The sequence below is a fragment of the Sphingobium amiense genome (assembly GCF_003967075.1).
Lineage (GTDB): Bacteria > Pseudomonadota > Alphaproteobacteria > Sphingomonadales > Sphingomonadaceae > Sphingobium > Sphingobium amiense.
The window spans coordinates 998622-1016715 of sequence record NZ_AP018664.1 but is presented as its reverse complement, the minus strand read 5'-3'; the positions used below and the strand labels follow the sequence as shown (position 1 = coordinate 1016715).

The following is an 18094-nucleotide window of genomic DNA, read 5'->3' as shown; positions in this document are numbered from 1 at the left end:
AAGGCGGAGCGGCTCGCCGCCCCGCCTCTTGCGTCCTTTATGCCGCGACCGGCTGCTTGGCGGTCGATGCGCCGTGGATCTCGTCGATCGCCTCGCCCAGCGACGCGTTGAACTCGTCATCGCTCATCTGGTGGCGCAGGTCGTTCAGCAGCGCGCGACTGAAGCTGGCGATAATGCCGCGATTCTTCGCCAGTTCCGCGCACGCCTCGGTGCGGCTGAACCCGCCCGACAGCGCAACCACACGCAGCACCTTGGGATGATCGACCAGCGGATCGAACAGACCGGCCTTTGCGGGCAGCGACAGTTTCAGCATCACCTGCTCGCCCTCGGGCAGCGCGTCGAGATTCCTGAGAATTTCCTCCAGCAGGATCGCGTCGGCTTCCGCGCGCTCGGGCGACTTGATGTTCACTTCCGGCTCGATGATCGGCATCAGCCCACCGGCCAGCACCTGACGCCCCACCTCGAACTGTTGTGCCACAACGGCAGCAATGCCTTCGCGGTTGGCGAGGTTGATGACCGAACGCTCCTTTGTGCCGAATACGCCCAGACCCTTGGCGCGGGCGAGCAGCGTGTCGAGACCGGGATTGGGCTTCATCAGTTGCACGCCGTTGGCTTCATCCTCCAGACCCTTGTCGATTTTGATGAAGGGCACGACGCCGCGCTCGATCAGCGCCTGTGGCGTCGGCTTGCCATCGACGGTGCCGTCCATGGTCCGCTCGAACAGGATCGCGCCCAGCACCTTGTCGCCGGTGAAGACGGGCGCGGTGATGATGCGGCTGCGCATTGCGTGGATAAGGCCGAACATTTCCTCCTCATCGGTCCACGCGCCTTCCTCGATGCCATAGCCCTTCAGCGCCTTGGGCGTCGAACCGCCGCTCTGGTCGAGTGCGGCGATGAAGCCGTTCCCTTCGGCGATCTTGCTCTTCATATCCTGATCCAGCATCTGCACATACCTTCTTGAAAGATAAGGATACCGCCCCTGTGGCAGCGTCCGGTGATGAAGCGCCACGCCGCCCTCTCCAAGCAGGCGGCGGCAGCGCCGGGACGGAGCGTCAGGCCTGTAGCGCCTTGACCCCCGGCAGTTCCTTGCCTTCCATCCATTCGAGGAAAGCGCCGCCTGCGGTGGACACAAAGCTGAAATCGTCCGCAACGCCGGCGTGGTTCAGTGCCGCGACAGTATCGCCGCCCCCGGCGACGGAGGTCAACTGCCCTTCCTTCGTCAGCGCAGCCGCGGTTTTCGCCAGCGCCACCGTGGCGGCATCGAACGGCGCGATCTCGAACGCGCCGAGCGGGCCGTTCCACACCAGCGTCCGGCAATTCTTGAGCGCGTCGCCCAGCGCTTCCACCGCCGCCGGTCCCACGTCGAGTATCATCTCGTCCTCGGCAACTTCATGGACGTTGCAGGTCCGCAGCGACGGCGGATTGGCCGCAAATTCCTTCGCCACCACCACGTCATAGGGAAGATGGATCGTGCAGCCCGCCGCTTCCGCCTTGTCGAAGATCGCCTCGGCGGTGTCCGCCAGATCCTTTTCGCACAGCGATTTGCCGACATCGACGCCGCGCGCGTAAAGGAAGGTGTTGGCCATGCCGCCGCCGATGATGAGGTGATCGACCTTCGCAACGAGGTTGTTGAGCACGTCGAGCTTGGTCGAAACCTTCGCGCCGCCCACGACCGCCGCGACCGGCGTCACCGGCTCACCAAGCGCCGCCTGCAACGCGTCCAGTTCCTTTTCCATCGACCGCCCGGCAAAGGCAGGCAGCTTGTGCGCCAGCCCCTCGGTCGAGGCATGGGCGCGGTGTGCCGCGGAAAAGGCGTCATTGACGTAAAGATCGCCGATCGCCGCCATCGCATCGGCCAGCGCGGGATCGTTCTTTTCCTCGCCGGGATGGAAGCGGGTGTTCTCCAGGATTGCGACATCGCCGTTCCGCATCACCTTGATGCCGTCCACGGCGGCTTCGCCCTGGCAGTCGGGAATGAACTGCACGTCGCGACCCAGCACGGCGGACAGCGGACGCGTGATCTTGGAAAGCGAATATTCCGGGTTCTTCTGCCCCTTGGGCCGTCCGAAATGCGCAAGGATCAGCACCTTGGCCCCCCGATCCGCCAGTTCCAGCACGGTGGGCATCGCCGCGCGCAGGCGGGTGTCGTCGCTGACCGATCCGTCCTGCATCGGCACGTTCAGATCCTCGCGCACCAGCACCACCTTGCCGGCGATGTCGCCCATGTCATCGAGAGTCTTGAACGGCTTGGTCATGCGTCTTCCCCTATACAAAGTTTCCGTTCGGGCTGAGCGAAGTCGAAGCCCTCCACTGAGCGGAGCGAAGTGGCTTCGCTCCGCTCAGCCGAGCCCTTCGACTTCGCTCAGGGCGAACGGGTTTATGGGCGTTTTACAGGAACTTCGCCATCACACCCGTGGTGTCGATCATGCGGTTCGAGAAACCCCACTCATTGTCATACCAGCTCAGCACCCGAACCAGTGTGCCGTCGATGACGGCGGTTTCCAGGCTGTCCACGGTCGAGCTGCGCGCGTCGCCATTATAGTCGATCGACACCAGCGGTTCGTCCGAATAGCCGAGCACGCCCTTGAGCGGGCCGTTTTCCGAAGCAGCCTTGAGCAGGCCGTTCACTTCGTCCCTGGTCGTCGCTTTCTTCGCGATGAACTTCAGGTCCACGACCGAGACGTTGGGAGTCGGCACGCGCACCGACGAGCCGTCGAGCTTGCCCTTGAGTTCGGGCAGAACTTCGCCGACCGCGCGGGCAGCGCCGGTGGTGGTCGGGATCATCGACAGGGCCGCGGCGCGGGCGCGACGCATGTCCTTGTGCAGCTGGTCCAGCGTGTTCTGGTCGTTGGTGTAGCTGTGGATCGTGGTCATGAAGCCCTTTTCGATGCCGATCGCATCGTGAAGGACTTTCGCCAGCGGCGCGAGGCAGTTGGTGGTGCAGCTCGCGTTCGAAATGATGATGTCATCGGCGGTCAACTGGTCATGGTTGACGCCGAACACCACGGTGCGGTCGACATTCGTGCCGGGAGCCGAGATCACGACGCGCTTGGCGCCTGCGGTCAGATGCGCGCTCGCCTTCGCCTTGTCGGTGAAGATGCCGGTGCATTCGAGAGCGATGTCCACGCCCTGCGCGGCGTGCGGCAGGTTCGCGGGATCGCGCTCGGCGGTCACGGCGATGCGCTTGCCGTCGATCACCAGCGCGTCGCCATCGACGCTGACGTCGCCCGCCCAGTTGCCGTGCACGGAATCGCGCTTGAACAGCAGCGCGTTGGACTGCGCGTCGCCCAGATCGTTGATGCTCACCAGTTCCAGATCATGATCGGTGCGCGAAAGAATGGCGCGCGCGACCAGGCGGCCAATGCGTCCGAAACCGTTAATTGCTACCTTCGTTGCCACTGCACTAGCCTCCTTAGGTGTGGGGTATGTTCAATCTTTGAGAGCGGCCGCGATCTGCGGCGCGATCCTGGCGGCGGTCAGGCCGAAATGGTCGTAGAGCGCTTCGGCCGGGGCCGATGCGCCGAAGCTGTCGATGCCGAACCGCAGGCCCGCGATGCCCGTATAGCGCTCCCAGCCGAAGGTCGTCCCCGCCTCGATCGACGCGCGCAGCACATGGTGCGGCAGCAGATCGTCCTTGTAGGCCGCGTCCTGCGCTTCGAAATGCGCCCAGCTCGGCATGGAAACGACATCCGCGCCGATGCCCTGCTCTTCCAGCAGCTTGGCCGTGTCGACCGCGATCTCGACCTCGGAACCTGTAGCGATCAACACCACCTTGCGCTCCGCGGTCGCGGCAACGAGGCGATAGGCGCCCTTCGCCGACAGATTCTCGCTCTTCTCCGTTCGCAATTGCGGCAGGTTCTGGCGGGTCAACGCCAGCACGGACGGCCCGGTCGCATCCTTCAACGCCAGTTCCCAGCATTCCGCCGTCTCGACCACATCGGCGGGGCGGTAGACGTCGAGGTTCGGGATCATGCGCAGCGACATGACATGCTCTATTGGCTGGTGGGTGGGACCGTCTTCGCCAAGGCCGATGCTGTCATGCGTCAGCACATGGATCACGCGCTGCTGCTGGAGCGCGGCAAGGCGGATGCCGCCGCGCATATAGTCGGAAAAGACGAGGAAGGTGCCGCCATAGGGTATCACCCCGCCATGCAGCGCCATGCCGTTCATCGCGCACGCCATGCCGAATTCGCGAATGCCGTAATAGACATAACGGCCGCTATAATCGTCGGCCGTCAGAGGACCGGTCGACTTGGTCTTGGTGTTGTTGGAGCCGGTAAGGTCGGCCGAACCGCCCAGCGTTTCGGGCAGCAGGTCGTTGATCGCACCCAGCGCCAGCTCGCTCGCCTTGCGGGTGGCGACCTTCTGCGGCGCGGCGATCAGGCTGTCGATATAGGCGTCGAGCGAGAAATCGGCAGGCAGATCGCCCGCCATGCGCCGCGACAGTTCCGCGCCCTTGTCGCTCGCCGCCAGACGGCTTTCCCACGCCGAGCGAACGCCCGCACCCCTGGCTCCTATCGCCTTCCATGCGGCAGCGATGTCCTCGGGAATGACGAAGGGTTCGGCGCTCCAGCCCAGAAACTCGCGCGCGGCGGCGACTTCCGCCTCGCCCAGCGCGGAGCCGTGGACGCCCGAAGTGCCCGCCTTGTTGGGCGCGCCATAGCCGATCTTGGTCGCGCAGGCGATCAGGCTCGGGCGCGGATCGGCCAGCGCTTCGTCGATGGCGCGGCGCACGTCCGCCACGTCATGCCCGTCGCACGACACAACATGCCATCCGGTCGCGGCATAGCGCGCCCGCACATCCTCGCTGCTCGACAGCTCGACCGCGCCGTCGATGGTGATCTTGTTATCGTCCCACAGCACGTTGAGGCGGCCGAGCTTCAGATGCCCCGCAAGGCCGATGGCCTCATGGTTGATGCCTTCCATCAGGCAGCCGTCGCCCGCGATCACCCAGGTGCGGTGATCGACCAGATCGTCGCCGAACTGGGCGTTCAGATGCCGCTCGGCAATCGCCATGCCGACCGCCGTGGCGAGACCCGAACCCAGCGGCCCGGTCGTCGCTTCGACACCTGCCAGCTCGAAATTTTCGGGGTGCCCGGCGCAGGGACTGTGCAACTGGCGGAAGTTGCGAATGTCCTCCATCGTCGGCCGCGCATAGCCGGTGAGATGGAGCAGCGAATAGATCAGCATCGACCCGTGCCCCGCCGAAAGGACGAAGCGGTCGCGGTCAGCCCATTTGGGCGCGCTGGGATCGAACTTCAGATAGTCCCCGAACAGCACCGTCGCCACGTCCGCCATGCCCATCGGCATTCCCGGATGGCCGCTATTGGCGGCCTGCACCGCATCCATGGACAGCGCCCGGATGGCGTTGGCGAGCGACTTTTCGGAAACGGTCATCGTGGGCGGGCGTCTTTCCTGACAAAGAGGCGTCGACGGTCGCCCGCACGCCGGCGGGCGAGTCGGGTTTCGCGATCCCTTTGTCTGGTCAGACCCCATGCGTCAACCGCGGGCCGCCCTGCGGCAGCGACAAAGCGGGACAGATCGCCGCTTTTGCCCCGCGCCGGGTTCCGCTATGCAGGGGCGCATGGCAAGCGAGCGCATGATGCAGGCGATCGGCACGCTGGAGCGTGCAGTGGCCCGGCTTGAGCAGGATGTGGACCGCCTCGGCACGGCACCGGCGGCCTCCGCGTCCGTGGATCACAGCGCGGCGCGGGCAGCGCTCCGGTCACTCGACGATCTCATCGACTCGCTGAAAGGCAGCGGCCATGGCTGAAACCACGCTCCAGATCGCTGGGCGGCATTATCCCATCCGTTGCCGCGACGGGGAGGAAGCGCAACTGGCGCATCTTTCCACACTTATCGAGGAAAAGGCGCGGCAGGCGCAGCAGGGCACGCCCGGCCTCACCGAAGTGCGCACCCTGCTGTTCGCGGCGCTGTTTCTGGCGGACGAACTCAACGACCTGCGCCGGGAAGCGGCTGGGCGGCAGACGCAGTTGCCGCTGGAGGAAGAGGACGAACCCGCCGCCCGCGCGGTCGAAGCGCTCGCCGCCCGGATAGAAAAGCTGCGCGCAACGCTTGCCCCGCACGTCGCGGACGCCTAGATTGTGCCGTGACGGGCACTGCGCGGCACGAGCTTTAGCGAACATCCCTGAGGCGATAATCACATCCAAGGGGGCTGTCCCTGGGCGGGTTCCGGCCCGATCTACATGGTCCCCACCTGACGTTGAGGCGTCAGAGGATTTTCCAGCAAACGACCGAGGCGGTCCCGTCACCCTCACCGCCCGCTTTTCCTTCGGACCATGATGAGCGACGATCTTTCCGCCCTCGACAAGCCTGAACTGCGCAGTTTGGCGCGGCAGCGCCGCCACGCTTTCGTCGCCACGCTCGATCCGCTGGCGCATCGCCTCGCCTTCAAGGCGGTGCCTTCCCCCCTCGCCCGCCGCCTTGCCGATACGCGGGTCATCGCGCTCTATATGGGACTGGAGGACGAGGCGCCCGCGCAAAGGCTTGGCCCGCAGCTTCAGGCGATGGGGAAAACTCTTGCCCTGCCCCGCGTGCTCGACCGGCTGGGCAGCATGGACTTTCTCGCGTGGGAGCCGGACGCCCATCTTCTCCCCGGCCCCTTCGGCACCAGCCATCCCGAACCGGGCGATGGCCCCGTGACGCCCGACGCGATCATCGCGCCGTTGGTCGGCTTCGATCGCGCCATGAACCGGCTCGGGCAAGGCGGCGGCTATTATGACCGCGCCTTCGCCCGCTTTCCCGACGCGCTGCGGATCGGCCTTGCCTGGTCGGCGCAGGAGCTAGACGCCGTGCCCGCCGATCCGTGGGATTTGCCGCTCGACTTGATCCTGACAGAAGTCGAACTCATCGAAGGGACCGGCGCATGAGCATAGATCCCCGCCATTATCATGAGCCGAGCTGGCGCAAGCCCGTGGGCATGCTGGGCATCGTCGCGCTCATCGCGTTATGGGCTGTCATGGTCGGCAGCCTGTCCGGCATGATCGGCGCACTGCCCATGTGGGTTCAGGCGCCGGTCTATGTCGTGCTGGGAATCGTGTGGATCTGGGTGCTGCCGCTGCGCCGCATCCTTGCGTGGATGGAAACCGGCCGCTGGGGCTGAAATCACTTCCCTTCACAGGAAGTGGCGCGAGTGACGGGGCTCGAACCCGCGACCTCCGGCGTGACAGGCCGGCACTCTAACCAACTGAGCTACACCCGCGCATGGGCGGCATCGCTTCGGGCCTTACAGCCGCCGGAGGATGCACCTCCTTAAACCACCAAATCCACCTTCCTCCAAGGAAAGTGGCGCGAGTGACGGGGCTCGAACCCGCGACCTCCGGCGTGACAGGCCGGCACTCTAACCAACTGAGCTACACCCGCGTTCGGTGTGGAAGCGCCGTCTATGAGCGTCGGGCGGGGCTGTCAACCGTCCGTCACGCTGCTTTCCTCTTTCTCGTCATTTTCTTGACGACGCGGCACGGTCAGCGTGCCCTGCTCGAAAAGGAAACCGGCAATATCGGGCGTTCCGGCCGCCGCGACGACGGTCTGGATGATGATGAGCAGCGGCACCGCCAGCAGCGCGCCCGGCGTCCCCCACACCCATCCCCAGAAGGTGAGCGATACGAGGATCAGCAGCGGGTTCATCGTCAGCCGCCGCCCCAGCAGCATAGGCGTGATGACGTTCGCCTCGACCAGATGGAACCCGACCTGAAGCGCCGCGGGCAGTAACGCCACCCACACATCGTCAAACACCATGAGGCCGCCCAGCCCCAGCAGGACCGCCGCCAGCATCGGCCCGAAATAGGGCACGAAGTTCAGTAAAGCGACGATGCCGCCCCACATCAGCGGCGACGGCATGCCGATCACCCACAGCGCAATCGCCACCGCCAGTCCGAGGCAGAGGTTGATGACCGCGATGGTGATGACATAGGCCGATGTCGCATCGACGACATTCTGGATCACCCGCGCAACCGCCATCGCCCCGTCGAAGCTGCCCCGGCTGTTGATCGTGCGCCGCCGCAGCCGGGTCCAGCCGGCAAGGAAGAAATAGATGATGAGCAGCGCGAACACCATCTGGATGATCGCGGCGGGCGCGCTGGTCGCGGCGAACTGCAGCAGCGATCGCGGCGCTTCCACCGCCGAAGCCTGTGCCGCCGCCACCGGCCCGCTCGCCAGCATCTGCACCGTTTCATCGACGAAGCGCTGGAGGTTGGAATAAAATTGGATGACGGGCGCAAGGTTCGCCTGAATCTTCGGCAGACGCTCCGGCAGCACGCGGAACCAGTCGGTCGCGGGCACGATGATGAGCACCAGCGCCGTGTTGGCGACCAGCAGGAAACCCGCGACCGCGATCAGCCCCGCCAGTCCCGAAGGAATGCCGCGCCGCTCCATCCATTCCAGCAGCGGCACCAGCGCGATGGCGATCACCAGCGCGGCGGTCAGCGGCAGGAAGAACTCCGCCCCCGCCCGCAGCGCGAACGGCAGCGCCAGCGCAAGCCCAATGCCCGAAGACAGCGCGATCGACGCCAGCAGCCTGTCCCGCCGCCGGTTGATCTCCTGCAAATCCTGTTGGGCCAGGCCCGGCGATTCCCTGTTCACGCGCCAGATGTGCGCGGGTTGGGCCGCATCGTCAATTCGCGATGCGCCGGTGCGAACACGGCAAACCGGCGCTTAACCAAATCTTGGTCAACCGCCGCTATCCTGCGCCGAACAGGTTGGGGAAGGACATGAAGCGCGTATCTCTGGCGGTTGCCGCCGCATTGCTCTGCACGGCGGCAGAAGGCGCGCCGTCTCCCGTCCGGCTCGACACGCAGATGTTCGTCGAGCGCGTCGGTGCGGACATTAACGGCCGCCCCCGCCGCACTCTTGTTCCGGTGGATCAGGCGGCGCCGGGCGACAGCGTCATCGTTATCCTGAACTGGCGCAACGGCGGAACGCGGCCCGTCCGCGCCTTCACCCTCCGCCGCTCAGCCCTGCGTGGCGCAACGCCCGACCTCAATGACCCTGCTCTGCTCGTATCGGTCGATGGCGGCGCGCGCTGGGGCCGGTTCGACAGCCTCTGGCTGCCCACCCCGCTGGGCGGCATCCGACGCGCTTTGCCGCAGGACGTGACGCATATCCGCTGGACCCTGCCCGATCCGGTCTCGCCAGGCGGCGCAGCGCGGATGAGCTACCGCGCCACGCTGCGCTGATCCTTCAGTCCACGAAGAGAAACGCAGGCGCCTCCAGCCGCTTCTTCACCGCCTGAACGAAGCTCGCCGCGTCCCAGCCATCGACGACGCGATGATCGCAACTGATCGACAGGTTCATCAGCTTCGCCGCGACGACCTCCTTGCCGCGGAACACCGGGCGCTCGATCACCCGGTTGGGACCGATGATGGCGACTTCGGGCCGGTTGATGACCGGCGTCGTCGCAACGCCGCCCAGCGGCCCCAGCGACGTCAGCGTCAGCGTCGATCCGCTCAGTTCCTCCGACTTGGCCTTGCCCGCCCGCGCCGCTTCGGCGAGCCTGCGGATCTCACTTGCCAGTTGCCAGACATTGCGATCCTGCGCATCGCGGATCACCGGCACCATGAGGCCGGCATCGGTCTGCGTAGCGAGGCCCAGATGCACAGAGCCGTGCCGGGTCACCACACCCGCCTCATCGTCATAGCGCGCATTCAGCATCGGAAAGTCGGGCAGCGTCTTGCAGATTGCGACGATCAGCAGCGGCAGCATGGTGAGCTTGGGCCGATCCCCCCGCCCGTCATTAAGCTGTTCGCGCAGCGCTTCCAGCGCCGTGACGTCGATCTCCTCGACATAGGTGAAGTGCGGAATATGCCGTTTCGACGCCGCCATATTCTCCGCGATCCGGCGGCGCATCCCGATCACCTTGACCTGCTCGTCCGCGCGCCGCGCCGACCGCCCGGCGGGGACATAACCTTGGCCCGCCCCGTAGAGCAGATAGGCGTCGACATCGGCATGGCGGATGCGGTCCCCGGTCGGTTTCACCTGCGAAAGGTCGATCCCCAGTTCCTTAGCCCGCGCGCGAACGGCGGGGGAAGCGAGAACCGGCTCCTCCGCCGCCACAGCGGGGGCCGGAGTGGGCGCGGATGCCGGTTCAGGCTCTGGCGCAGGCGGAGCGGATGACGCCGCCGCTTCCTCGACCAGCGCCTCGCCCGGCGTTTCTGCCTCGATCGTTTCCACAGAAGGCGGCGGCGCGGCGCCGACATCGCCCTCCACCTCGATCTCGACCAGCATCGACCCGATGGCGACCTGATCGCCCGGCTCGCCTGCAAGGCGCACGATGGTGCCGGAAACCGGCGTCTCCATCTCGACGGTCGCCTTGTCGGTCATCATGTCGGCGATGGGCTGGTCTTCCTCGACCCGGTCCCCCACCTTGACATGCCAGCCGACGATTTCTGCCTGCGCGATGCCTTCGCCGATGTCCGGCAGCTTGAATATGAACAGCGCCATGACGCTTTAGTCCTTCATGATCTTGGTGATGGCTTCGCGGATGCGCACGGGGCCGGGGAAATAGGCCCATTCCAGACTGTGTGGATAGGGCGTGTCGAAACCGGTGACGCGCTCGATGGGCGCTTCCAGATAATAAAAGCAGCGTTCCTGCACCTGCGCCAGCAGTTCCGCGCCAAAGCCGCTGGTGCGCGTCGCCTCATGCACGATCAGGCAGCGCCCGGTCTTGCGCACCGACTCCTCGATGGCTTCGATGTCGAGCGGCACCAGCGTGCGCAGATCGACGATCTCCGCATCGACACCCATCGCCGCGACCGTATTTTCGACCACATGCACCATCGTGCCGTAGCACAGGATGGTAAGCGCCCCGCCCGCCCGCGCGGTTCGGGCCTTGCCCAGCGGTATCCTGTAATATCCTGTCGGCACCTGCGCGTCGGGGTGCCCCGCCCAGCTCTTCGCCGGGGTATCGTAATGGCCGTCGAACGGGCCATTATAGATACGCTTCGGCTCGAAGAAGATTGTCGGATCATTATCCTCGATGGCGGCGATCAGCAGCCCCTTGGCGTCATAGGGGGTCGAAGGAATCACCGTCTTCACGCCCGACACATGGGTGAAGATGCCTTCGGGCGACTGGCTGTGCGTCTGCCCGCCGAAGATGCCGCCGCCGAAAGGCGACCGCACCGTCATCGGCGATATGAACTCGCCCGCCGAACGGTAACGCAGCCGCGCCGCCTCGCTCACCAACTGGTCGAGCGCGGGATAGATATAATCGGCGAACTGGATTTCCGGCACCGGGCGCAGGCCATAGGCGCCCATCCCCACTGCCACCCCGATGATGCCGCATTCGGTGATGGGCGTATCGAACACGCGGTTCTTGCCATATTTCTGCTGAAGCCCCGCCGTCGCACGGAACACCCCGCCGAAATAGCCGACATCCTCGCCCATCACGACCACATCGGGATCGCGATCCATCATCACATCCAGCGCGCTGTTGATCGCCTGGATCATGTTCATCTGCTGCGTGTCGGCGCGGGCCTCGTCCTGCGTTATGATGGTGCTCACGGCATCGGTTTCGTTCGTTTCGCTCACAGGCCAGCCGCCTTCCATTCGTCGAGCATCTGCTGCTTCTGTTCCTGAAGATGCCAGGGCATCTCCTCGAACACGTCCTCGAACATGCTTTCCATCGGATGATGCAGGCCGTGGCCCAATATGCCGTTCTTCTCCGCCTCGCGCGCGGCATCGCGGACCAGTTCGGCCAGTTCCCTGTCCATCGCCGCGTGCCGTTCCTCGTCCCAGATACCGATGGCGATGCAATGCTGCTTCAGCCGCGCGATCGGGTCGCCAAGCGGCCACAGGCTGCTTTCTTCGGCGGAGCGATAGGCGGTCGGATCGTCGGACGTGCTGTGCCCTTCGACGCGATAGGTGAAATGCTCGATCAGCGTCGGCCCGCCATTGGCCCGCGCCCTGTCGGCGGCCCAGCGCGTCGCGGCATAGACCGCCAGCACGTCATTGCCGTCGACGCGCAGGCCCGCGATGCCATAGCCGACGGCGCGCGCGGCAAAAGTCGTCGATTCGGCTCCCGCGAAACCTGAAAAGCTGCTGATAGCCCACTGGTTATTCACGATATTCATGATGACCGGCGCACGGTATACGCTGGCGAAGGTGCAGGCGGAATGGAAGTCGCCTTCCGCCGTCGATCCTTCCCCGCACCATGTTGCCGCGATCCGCGTATCGCCTTTGGCGGCGCTCGCCATCGCCCAGCCGACCGCCTGCGGATATTGGGTCGTCAGATTGCCCGAGATGGAGAAAAATCCCGCATCCCGCGCCGAATACATGATCGGCAACTGGCGGCCCTTCAGCCGGTCGCCCTTGTTGGAATAGATCTGGTTGATCATGTCGACGAGCGGCCAGTCCCGCGCGATCAGGATGCCCTGCTGGCGATAGCTGGGGAAGCACATGTCGTCGCGTGCCAGCGCCAGCGCCGCGCCGATGGACACAGCCTCCTCACCCGTCGACTTCATGTAAAAGCTGGTCTTGCCCTGCCGCTGCGCCCGGAACATGCGCCCGTCGAACGCCCGCGTCAGCGCCATGGCGCGCAGCATTTTCAGCAGCGTTTCCGGCGGCAATTTGGGATTCCACGGGCCTGCCGTCTGCCCGTCTTCGTCCAGCACGCGCACCAGCCCATAGGCCAGATCGCGCATGTCTGCAGGCGCTGCCGCCTCGTCGGGACGCGGCTGTGCGCCGACCGGCGGTATCTCGAAATGGGTGAAGTCCGCCGCCTCGCCCGGTCGCGCAGGCGGTTCTGGAACGTGCAGCTTCAAAGGCGGCAGGTTTCGCGCGCCCTGCCCTTCGCCGCTGTCAAACCCCGTGGGATCGCTCATCCTCGCTCCTATGATGCAGTGCAATAATATTGCTTACGGCAATTATTAAATTACAACGGAGAGAAAGGCAAGCGTTACTGACCCAATTTATCCTGTTTACCTGTCTACGTCGCCGTTGCGTTCAGACCGCGACCGGTGCCGAAATATGGCTTTGCGGCGCATAATTCGTCACTTCAAAATCCTCGATCCGATAGTCGAAAATGTTTGAAGGCCGCCGATTGATCCGCAGCTTTGGCGCACCGGCGGGGACGCGGCTCAACTGCTCCTCAACCAGATCGGCATGGTTGAGATACAGGTGCACGTCGCCCCCCTGCCAGACCGCCTCGCCCGGCTCCAGCCCGGTCTGCTGCGCCAGCATCCGCGTCAGCATCGACAGGCCGAAGATGTTGAACGCGAAGCCCAGCCCCAGATCGCAACTGCGCTGGAACAGCAGCCCGTTGAGCCGCCCGTTCGCCACCTGAAACTGATAAGTCATATGACATGGCGGCAACGCCATGTTCGGCACCTCCGCCACGTTCCATCCGGTAAAGAGCAGCCTGCGCGACCCCGGCGTGGCACGGATCGCCTCAACCAGTTCCGCGATCTGGTTCCGCCCCTTTTCCGCCCTGCGGTAAAGACCGTCTCCCGCCGGTTCATATACCGGCCAGTTCACCCACTGCGCGCCATAGACCGGCCCCAGATCGCCCCAGCGCGCTGCGAAATCCGCGTCCTCCACGATCCGCGCTTCGAACGCGTCCCGGTCGATGTCCTCCCCCGTCGCGCGGCGATAGGCGTCGAGCGGCCAGTCGGTCCAGATATGGACGCCCTGCCGCACCAGTTCGCGGATGTTGGTGTCGCCGGTCAGGAACCACAGCATCTCCCGTGCCGCCACCTTCCAATAAACGCGCTTGGTGGTCAGCAGCGGCACCGCGTCGTCGGCCAGAGAGAAACGCATCGTCGCACCCAGGATCGACCGGGTGCCGACCCCCGTGCGGTCGATCCGCTCGTCGCCATGACGCCAGATGTGCCGCATCAGGTCGAGATATTGCTGCTCATAATGGGGGCTGGTCGTCAAAAACATCATCCTGCGCTGGCGAGTCCTCCTCACCGATGTAGCGAAGCGGAGCGGCGGGGCCAACGCCCCTGTCATTGCGGACCCAATCGCAGGAGAATACTCCGTTTCGGATCTTTTTGAGGCTCGTCTTTTCAATGACTTGCTGGCCTAATCCACGCATGCAGGTGCCGGACCCCCACCCGATGCTCGCCGTCCTCGACGCGGCGTGGCGCCCCCAGCGGATGGTTCCGCTGGATGCCGGCTGGCAGGGCGCGCTGATGCGGCTGATGATGGATGAGGAAAGCTGGGTCGCGATCATCCAGCGCCGCGCGTCCACGCTCTCCCCCGCCCCCCGCGCCGCCGATCTCATGCTCACCCGCTCGCTCTTCCGCAGCCTGCATCCGCTTGGCATCGGCCTTGCCGATCATGTCATCGAAGCGGGGCATGACCGCTTCAGCTTCCGCACCGCCGGGCTGCTCTGACAGGCCCGCCCCAAAAAAAGCGCGATGCCCGCTTGCCAGCCCGTCACCCCCTCTCTATAGGCGCACTCCTGCCTCGCGGGGCCGCCCAACAAGCGGCTCTGGCATCGGTCGGGGAATAGCTCAGCCTGGTAGAGCACTGTCTTCGGGAGGCAGGGGCCGGAGGTTCGAATCCTCTTTCCCCGACCACATTTCTTCTTGCGCGTCCGCCGGAACCACCACGCACTCCATGCGCTTGTGGATAAACGGAGGACGCCATGCAGAACACACAGCCGGACGACGCGCCCCACATCAGCAAGGTCGACGCGCGCAGCGGATCGCGCTCGAAGCTCAACCGCAATGTGCTGGCGATCAGCCTCGTGCTCGTCATCCTCGTGATGCTGGTGGTGGTGGGATCGGGATTTCTCTCGACCGACCGGTCCGGCGCAGACCGGGTGAATGCGCAGAACGGCGCGGTCGCCAACGTCAGCCAGCCCTGACATCGGCCATCGCCGAGCGGAGTTAAATCGTCCGCCTCCGCTGTTCGCTGTTACGCGCCCGAACTCTGCCCAGACCTTTTCGACAGATGACATGTATCGAAAGGTCGGGGAGCATTGCTTTGCAATCGTAAAAGTTGTTTGACCCTGCCCCGGCGGGCGGCGATGATCTGCCATATCAATCGGATATGGCGGCCCGGCCGTATCCCGGCAAAAATCGACCCGCGCCATGCGGGCATCTCAGGCAGGAGACACAGCCTTGCACAGACGCGATTTTCTGGCCCTTGGGGCCGCAGGCATCGGCGGGCTTGCGCTGCCGTCCATGTTCGGGCGCGTCATCGCCGCCGAGGAACTGAACAGCGCCCTCCCCGTCGCCTTCAAGAAGCAGTTGGCGGACGCCGCGATGAACAGCGCGAAGAGCGCGGGCGCGACCTATTGCGACGTGCGCGTCGGCCGCTACCTGCGCCAGTTCGTCATCACGCGCGAACGCAATGTCGAAAATATTGTCAACACCGAATCGACCGGCGTCGGCATCCGCGTCATCGCCAACGGCGCATGGGGCTTTGCCGCCACCAACGACCTGACGCCGGACGCGGTGGCGAAGGCAGCGACCGAAGCCGTCGCCATCGCCAAAGCCAACGCACCGGGCCAGAGCGCTCCGGTCCAGCTCGCTCCGGCAAAGGGCGTGGGCGAAGTCAGTTGGCGCACGCCCCTCGTCAAAAACAGCATGACCGTGCCGATCAAGGACAAGGTCGATCTGCTCATGGGCGTCAACGCCGCCGCGCTGGACGCGGGCGCGAGCTTTATCCGATCCATCCTCTTCCTCGTCAACGAACAGAAATATTTCGCCAGCACCGACGGCAGCTACATCGACCAGGACGTGCACCGCATCTGGGCGCCGATCGAAGTGACCGCGGTGGACAAGGCCAGCGGCAAGTTCCGCACCCGCGAGGGACTGTCCGCGCCGATGGGCATGGGGTTTGAATATCTCGACGGCGCGGCGAGCGGCAAGACCGTGCTGCCCAACGGCGTCACCGTCTACGGCAACAGCTACGACATGAAGGAAGACGCCGTCGCCGCCGCCAAACAGGCGCAGGCGAAGATCAAGGCGACCTCCGTCAAGCCCGGCAAATACGACCTCGTGCTCGATCCGTCGCACACCTGGCTCACCATCCATGAATCGGTCGGCCACCCGCTCGAACTCGACCGCGTGCTCGGCTACGAAGCCAATTATGCGGGCACCAGCTTCGCCACGATGGACAAGCTGCAGGCCCATTTCCAATATGGCAGCGACAAGGTGAACATCGTCGCCGACAAGACCCAGCCCGGCAGCCTCGGCGGGGTCGCCTATGACGATGAAGGCATCAAGACAAAGAAGTGGGATCTGATCCGCGACGGCAAGCTGGTCGGCTATCAGGCGATCCGCGATCAGGCCCATATCGAAGGCAAGAAGGAATCGGACGGCTGCGCCTATGCCGATAGCTGGTCCAACGTGCAGTTTCAGCGCATGGCCAACGTCAGCCTGGAACCGGGCAAGCAGAAAATGAGCGTCGCCGACATGATCGCCAATGTCGAGGACGGCATCTACATCATCGGCGACGGCAGCTTCTCCATCGACCAGCAGCGCTACAACGCCCAGTTCGGCGGGCAGCTCTTCTACGAGATCAAGAACGGCAGGATCACGCAGCAGATCGAGGATGTCGCCTACCAGATCCGCACGCCCGAATTCTGGAACGCATGCGCCGGAGTCTGCGACGCCAGCGACTATCGGCTCGGCGGCTCCTTCTTCGACGGCAAGGGCCAGCCCGCTCAGGTATCCGCCGTGTCGCACGGATCGTCGACCGCGCGCTTCAACGGCATCAACGTCATCAACACCGCCCGCTCGCTCGGCTGACAGACCGTTTCAGGAGACAGATAGATGAGCATCCTTCCCGAAGCGCAGGCCAAGGCGATTCTGACCAAGGTTCTTGGCTTTTCCAAGGCGGACGAATGCACCGCCCAACTGACCGGCAACACACGCGGCAATATCCGCTTCGCCCGCAACGACGTATCGACCGCAGGCATCACCGACGATATCGAGCTTCAGGTGCAGGTCGCCTATGGCAAGCGCGTCGGCATTGCCACCATCAACCAGTTCGATGACGCCGCGCTCGAACGAGTCGTGCGACGGGCCGAAGAACTGGCGAAGCTGGCGCCGGAAAACCCGGAATTCATGCCCGCCGTTCCCAAGCAGACCTACATGAAGACCGACACGTTCAGCGCTTCGACCGCTGGCATAACGCCCGCTTACCGCGCGAAGGTCGCCGCCGAATCCATCGCCCCCTGCCGCGCCGAAAAGCTCGTCGCGGCGGGCTATCTGGAGGATCAGGCGGGCTTCGTCGCCTTCATGAACAGCAAGGGTAATTACGGATACCAGACCGGCAGCAGCAGCGATTATACCTGCACCGTTCGGACGGAGGACGGGCGCGGATCGGGCTGGGTCGGCCATAATGTGCAGGACGTGGCGCAATTCAGCGCGGGCGAGGACATCCGCGTCGCCATGCGCAAGGCCAGCGCATCGGCAGGCGCGCAGGCGCTGGAGCCGGGCAAATATACCGTCATCCTCGAACCCGCCGCCGCCGCCGGTCTCATCGCCTTCATGATGTTCTATTTCGACGCGCGCTCCGCCGACGAAGGCCGCAGCTTCCTGTCGAAGAAAGGCGGCGGCAACAAGCTGGGCGAGCAGGTCTATGGGCCTCAGGTCACCATGTTCACCGACCCCGCCTATCCCGGCGCGGCCATCTATCCGTGGGATTCGGAGAGCGTCGCCCGCAGGAAGATGCCAATCATCCAGAACGGCAAGCTCCTCAACATGAACTACAGCCGCTACTGGTCGCAGAAACAGGGGCGGCCCGAACAGGCTGAATTCGGCAATCTCATCATGGAAGGCGGCACCAAATCGACCGCTGACCTTATCCGCACGACCGAACGCGGCATTCTCGTCTCGCGCACATGGTATATCCGCATGGTCGATCCGCAGACGGTTTTGCTGACGGGCCTGACCCGCGACGGCACCTTCTATATCGAAAACGGGCAGATCAAATATCCGGTGAAGAATTTCCGCTTCAACGAAAGCCCGGTCATCATGCTCAACAATGTCGAGGAACTGGGCAAGCCCGTCCGCGTGAAGAGCGATGAAAGCGACATGGTGATGGTGATCCCGCCCATGAAGCTGCGCGACTTCACCTTCACCTCGCTGTCGGACGCGGTGTAAAGGGATGACGGCCGGAG

General features: G+C 64.6%; 18 protein-coding genes and 3 tRNA genes. 10 read left to right on the top strand and 11 right to left on the bottom strand.

The window, feature by feature from the left end:
• Positions 1–37: 37 nt before the first annotated feature.
• The 4 genes from SAMIE_RS04785 to tkt form a co-directional block, all read right to left on the bottom strand.
• On the bottom strand, positions 38–943 hold the full coding sequence (locus SAMIE_RS04785) for a fructose bisphosphate aldolase (protein WP_066701313.1): 906 nt from the start codon (positions 941–943) through the stop codon (positions 38–40).
• 109 nt (positions 944–1052) lie between these two features.
• On the bottom strand, positions 1053–2255 hold the full coding sequence (locus SAMIE_RS04780; protein ID WP_066701314.1) for a phosphoglycerate kinase: 1203 nt from the start codon (positions 2253–2255) through the stop codon (positions 1053–1055).
• A gap of 133 nt (positions 2256–2388) precedes the next feature.
• Positions 2389–3399, bottom strand: coding sequence for a type I glyceraldehyde-3-phosphate dehydrogenase (gene gap / locus SAMIE_RS04775; protein WP_066701315.1), 1011 nt, complete (start codon positions 3397–3399; stop codon positions 2389–2391).
• 30 nt (positions 3400–3429) lie between these two features.
• Positions 3430–5397: a transketolase gene (gene tkt / locus SAMIE_RS04770; protein ID WP_066701316.1), complete on the bottom strand. Its 1968-nt coding sequence runs from the start codon at positions 5395–5397 to the stop codon at positions 3430–3432.
• Positions 5398–5584: 187 nt separating this feature from the next.
• Between tkt and SAMIE_RS04765 the strand changes: the two genes are divergently transcribed.
• The 4 genes from SAMIE_RS04765 to SAMIE_RS04750 all read left to right on the top strand — a co-directional run bounded on the left by SAMIE_RS04765 (position 5585) and on the right by SAMIE_RS04750 (position 7123).
• Positions 5585–5773, top strand: a complete 189-nt coding sequence (locus tag SAMIE_RS04765) for a hypothetical protein (protein WP_126516744.1) — start codon at positions 5585–5587, stop codon at positions 5771–5773.
• Positions 5766–6101, top strand: coding sequence for a cell division protein ZapA (locus SAMIE_RS04760; protein WP_066701318.1), 336 nt, complete (start codon positions 5766–5768; stop codon positions 6099–6101). Before SAMIE_RS04765 ends, SAMIE_RS04760 begins: the two co-directional genes overlap by 8 nt.
• Positions 6102–6302: 201 nt before the next feature.
• Positions 6303–6890: a 5-formyltetrahydrofolate cyclo-ligase gene (locus tag SAMIE_RS04755; RefSeq protein ID WP_066701360.1), complete on the top strand. Its 588-nt coding sequence runs from the start codon at positions 6303–6305 to the stop codon at positions 6888–6890.
• Positions 6887–7123 (top strand): DUF2842 domain-containing protein, encoded by a 237-nt coding sequence (locus SAMIE_RS04750; protein ID WP_066701319.1) that lies wholly within the window; start codon positions 6887–6889, stop codon positions 7121–7123. The genes SAMIE_RS04755 and SAMIE_RS04750 overlap by 4 nt, the downstream gene beginning before the upstream one ends.
• A gap of 22 nt (positions 7124–7145) precedes the next feature.
• Here the strand turns inward: SAMIE_RS04750 and SAMIE_RS04745 are convergent.
• From SAMIE_RS04745 to SAMIE_RS04735, 3 genes are all read right to left on the bottom strand, one after another.
• Positions 7146–7222: transfer RNA gene (locus SAMIE_RS04745), tRNA-Asp, on the bottom strand.
• An 84-nt stretch (positions 7223–7306) separates the two neighbouring features.
• Positions 7307–7383, bottom strand: a tRNA-Asp gene (locus tag SAMIE_RS04740).
• Between the two features lie 42 nt (positions 7384–7425).
• Positions 7426–8601, bottom strand: coding sequence for an AI-2E family transporter (locus tag SAMIE_RS04735; protein ID WP_408641255.1), 1176 nt, complete (start codon positions 8599–8601; stop codon positions 7426–7428).
• Between the two features lie 128 nt (positions 8602–8729).
• Here SAMIE_RS04735 and SAMIE_RS04730 point away from each other — a divergent pair, with 128 nt between their 5' ends.
• Positions 8730–9194: a hypothetical protein gene (locus SAMIE_RS04730; protein ID WP_066701320.1), complete on the top strand. Its 465-nt coding sequence runs from the start codon at positions 8730–8732 to the stop codon at positions 9192–9194.
• Positions 9195–9198: 4 nt separating this feature from the next.
• Here SAMIE_RS04730 and SAMIE_RS04725 read toward each other — a convergent pair whose 3' ends face one another.
• The 4 genes from SAMIE_RS04725 to thyA all read right to left on the bottom strand — a co-directional run bounded on the left by SAMIE_RS04725 (position 9199) and on the right by thyA (position 13899).
• Positions 9199–10458 (bottom strand): dihydrolipoamide acetyltransferase family protein, encoded by a 1260-nt coding sequence (locus SAMIE_RS04725; RefSeq protein ID WP_066701321.1) that lies wholly within the window; start codon positions 10456–10458, stop codon positions 9199–9201.
• A gap of 6 nt (positions 10459–10464) precedes the next feature.
• Entirely contained in the window at positions 10465–11469 is a 1005-nt protein-coding gene (locus tag SAMIE_RS04720) for an alpha-ketoacid dehydrogenase subunit beta (RefSeq protein ID WP_066701362.1), read from the bottom strand.
• A gap of 71 nt (positions 11470–11540) precedes the next feature.
• Positions 11541–12836: a 3-methyl-2-oxobutanoate dehydrogenase (2-methylpropanoyl-transferring) subunit alpha gene (locus SAMIE_RS04715; protein ID WP_066701322.1), complete on the bottom strand. Its 1296-nt coding sequence runs from the start codon at positions 12834–12836 to the stop codon at positions 11541–11543.
• 121 nt (positions 12837–12957) lie between these two features.
• Positions 12958–13899 (bottom strand): thymidylate synthase, encoded by a 942-nt coding sequence (gene thyA / locus SAMIE_RS04710; RefSeq protein WP_066701323.1) that lies wholly within the window; start codon positions 13897–13899, stop codon positions 12958–12960.
• Positions 13900–14048: 149 nt separating this feature from the next.
• On the opposite strand from thyA, the gene SAMIE_RS04705 reads away from it, so the two are divergent.
• From SAMIE_RS04705 to SAMIE_RS04685, 5 genes are all read left to right on the top strand, one after another.
• Positions 14049–14351 (top strand): JAB domain-containing protein, encoded by a 303-nt coding sequence (locus tag SAMIE_RS04705; protein ID WP_232037369.1) that lies wholly within the window; start codon positions 14049–14051, stop codon positions 14349–14351.
• Between the two features lie 109 nt (positions 14352–14460).
• Positions 14461–14537, top strand: a tRNA-Pro gene (locus SAMIE_RS04700).
• Positions 14538–14605: 68 nt separating this feature from the next.
• Positions 14606–14827 carry a hypothetical protein gene (locus SAMIE_RS04695; protein WP_066701324.1) on the top strand — a complete coding sequence of 74 codons (222 nt, stop codon included), beginning with the start codon at positions 14606–14608 and terminating at the stop codon, positions 14825–14827.
• 256 nt (positions 14828–15083) lie between these two features.
• Complete coding sequence (locus tag SAMIE_RS04690; protein WP_066701325.1) at positions 15084–16718, top strand: TldD/PmbA family protein; 1635 nt, start codon at positions 15084–15086, stop codon at positions 16716–16718.
• Between the two features lie 24 nt (positions 16719–16742).
• Complete coding sequence (locus tag SAMIE_RS04685; protein WP_066701326.1) at positions 16743–18077, top strand: TldD/PmbA family protein; 1335 nt, start codon at positions 16743–16745, stop codon at positions 18075–18077.
• Positions 18078–18094: the final 17 nt, after the last annotated feature.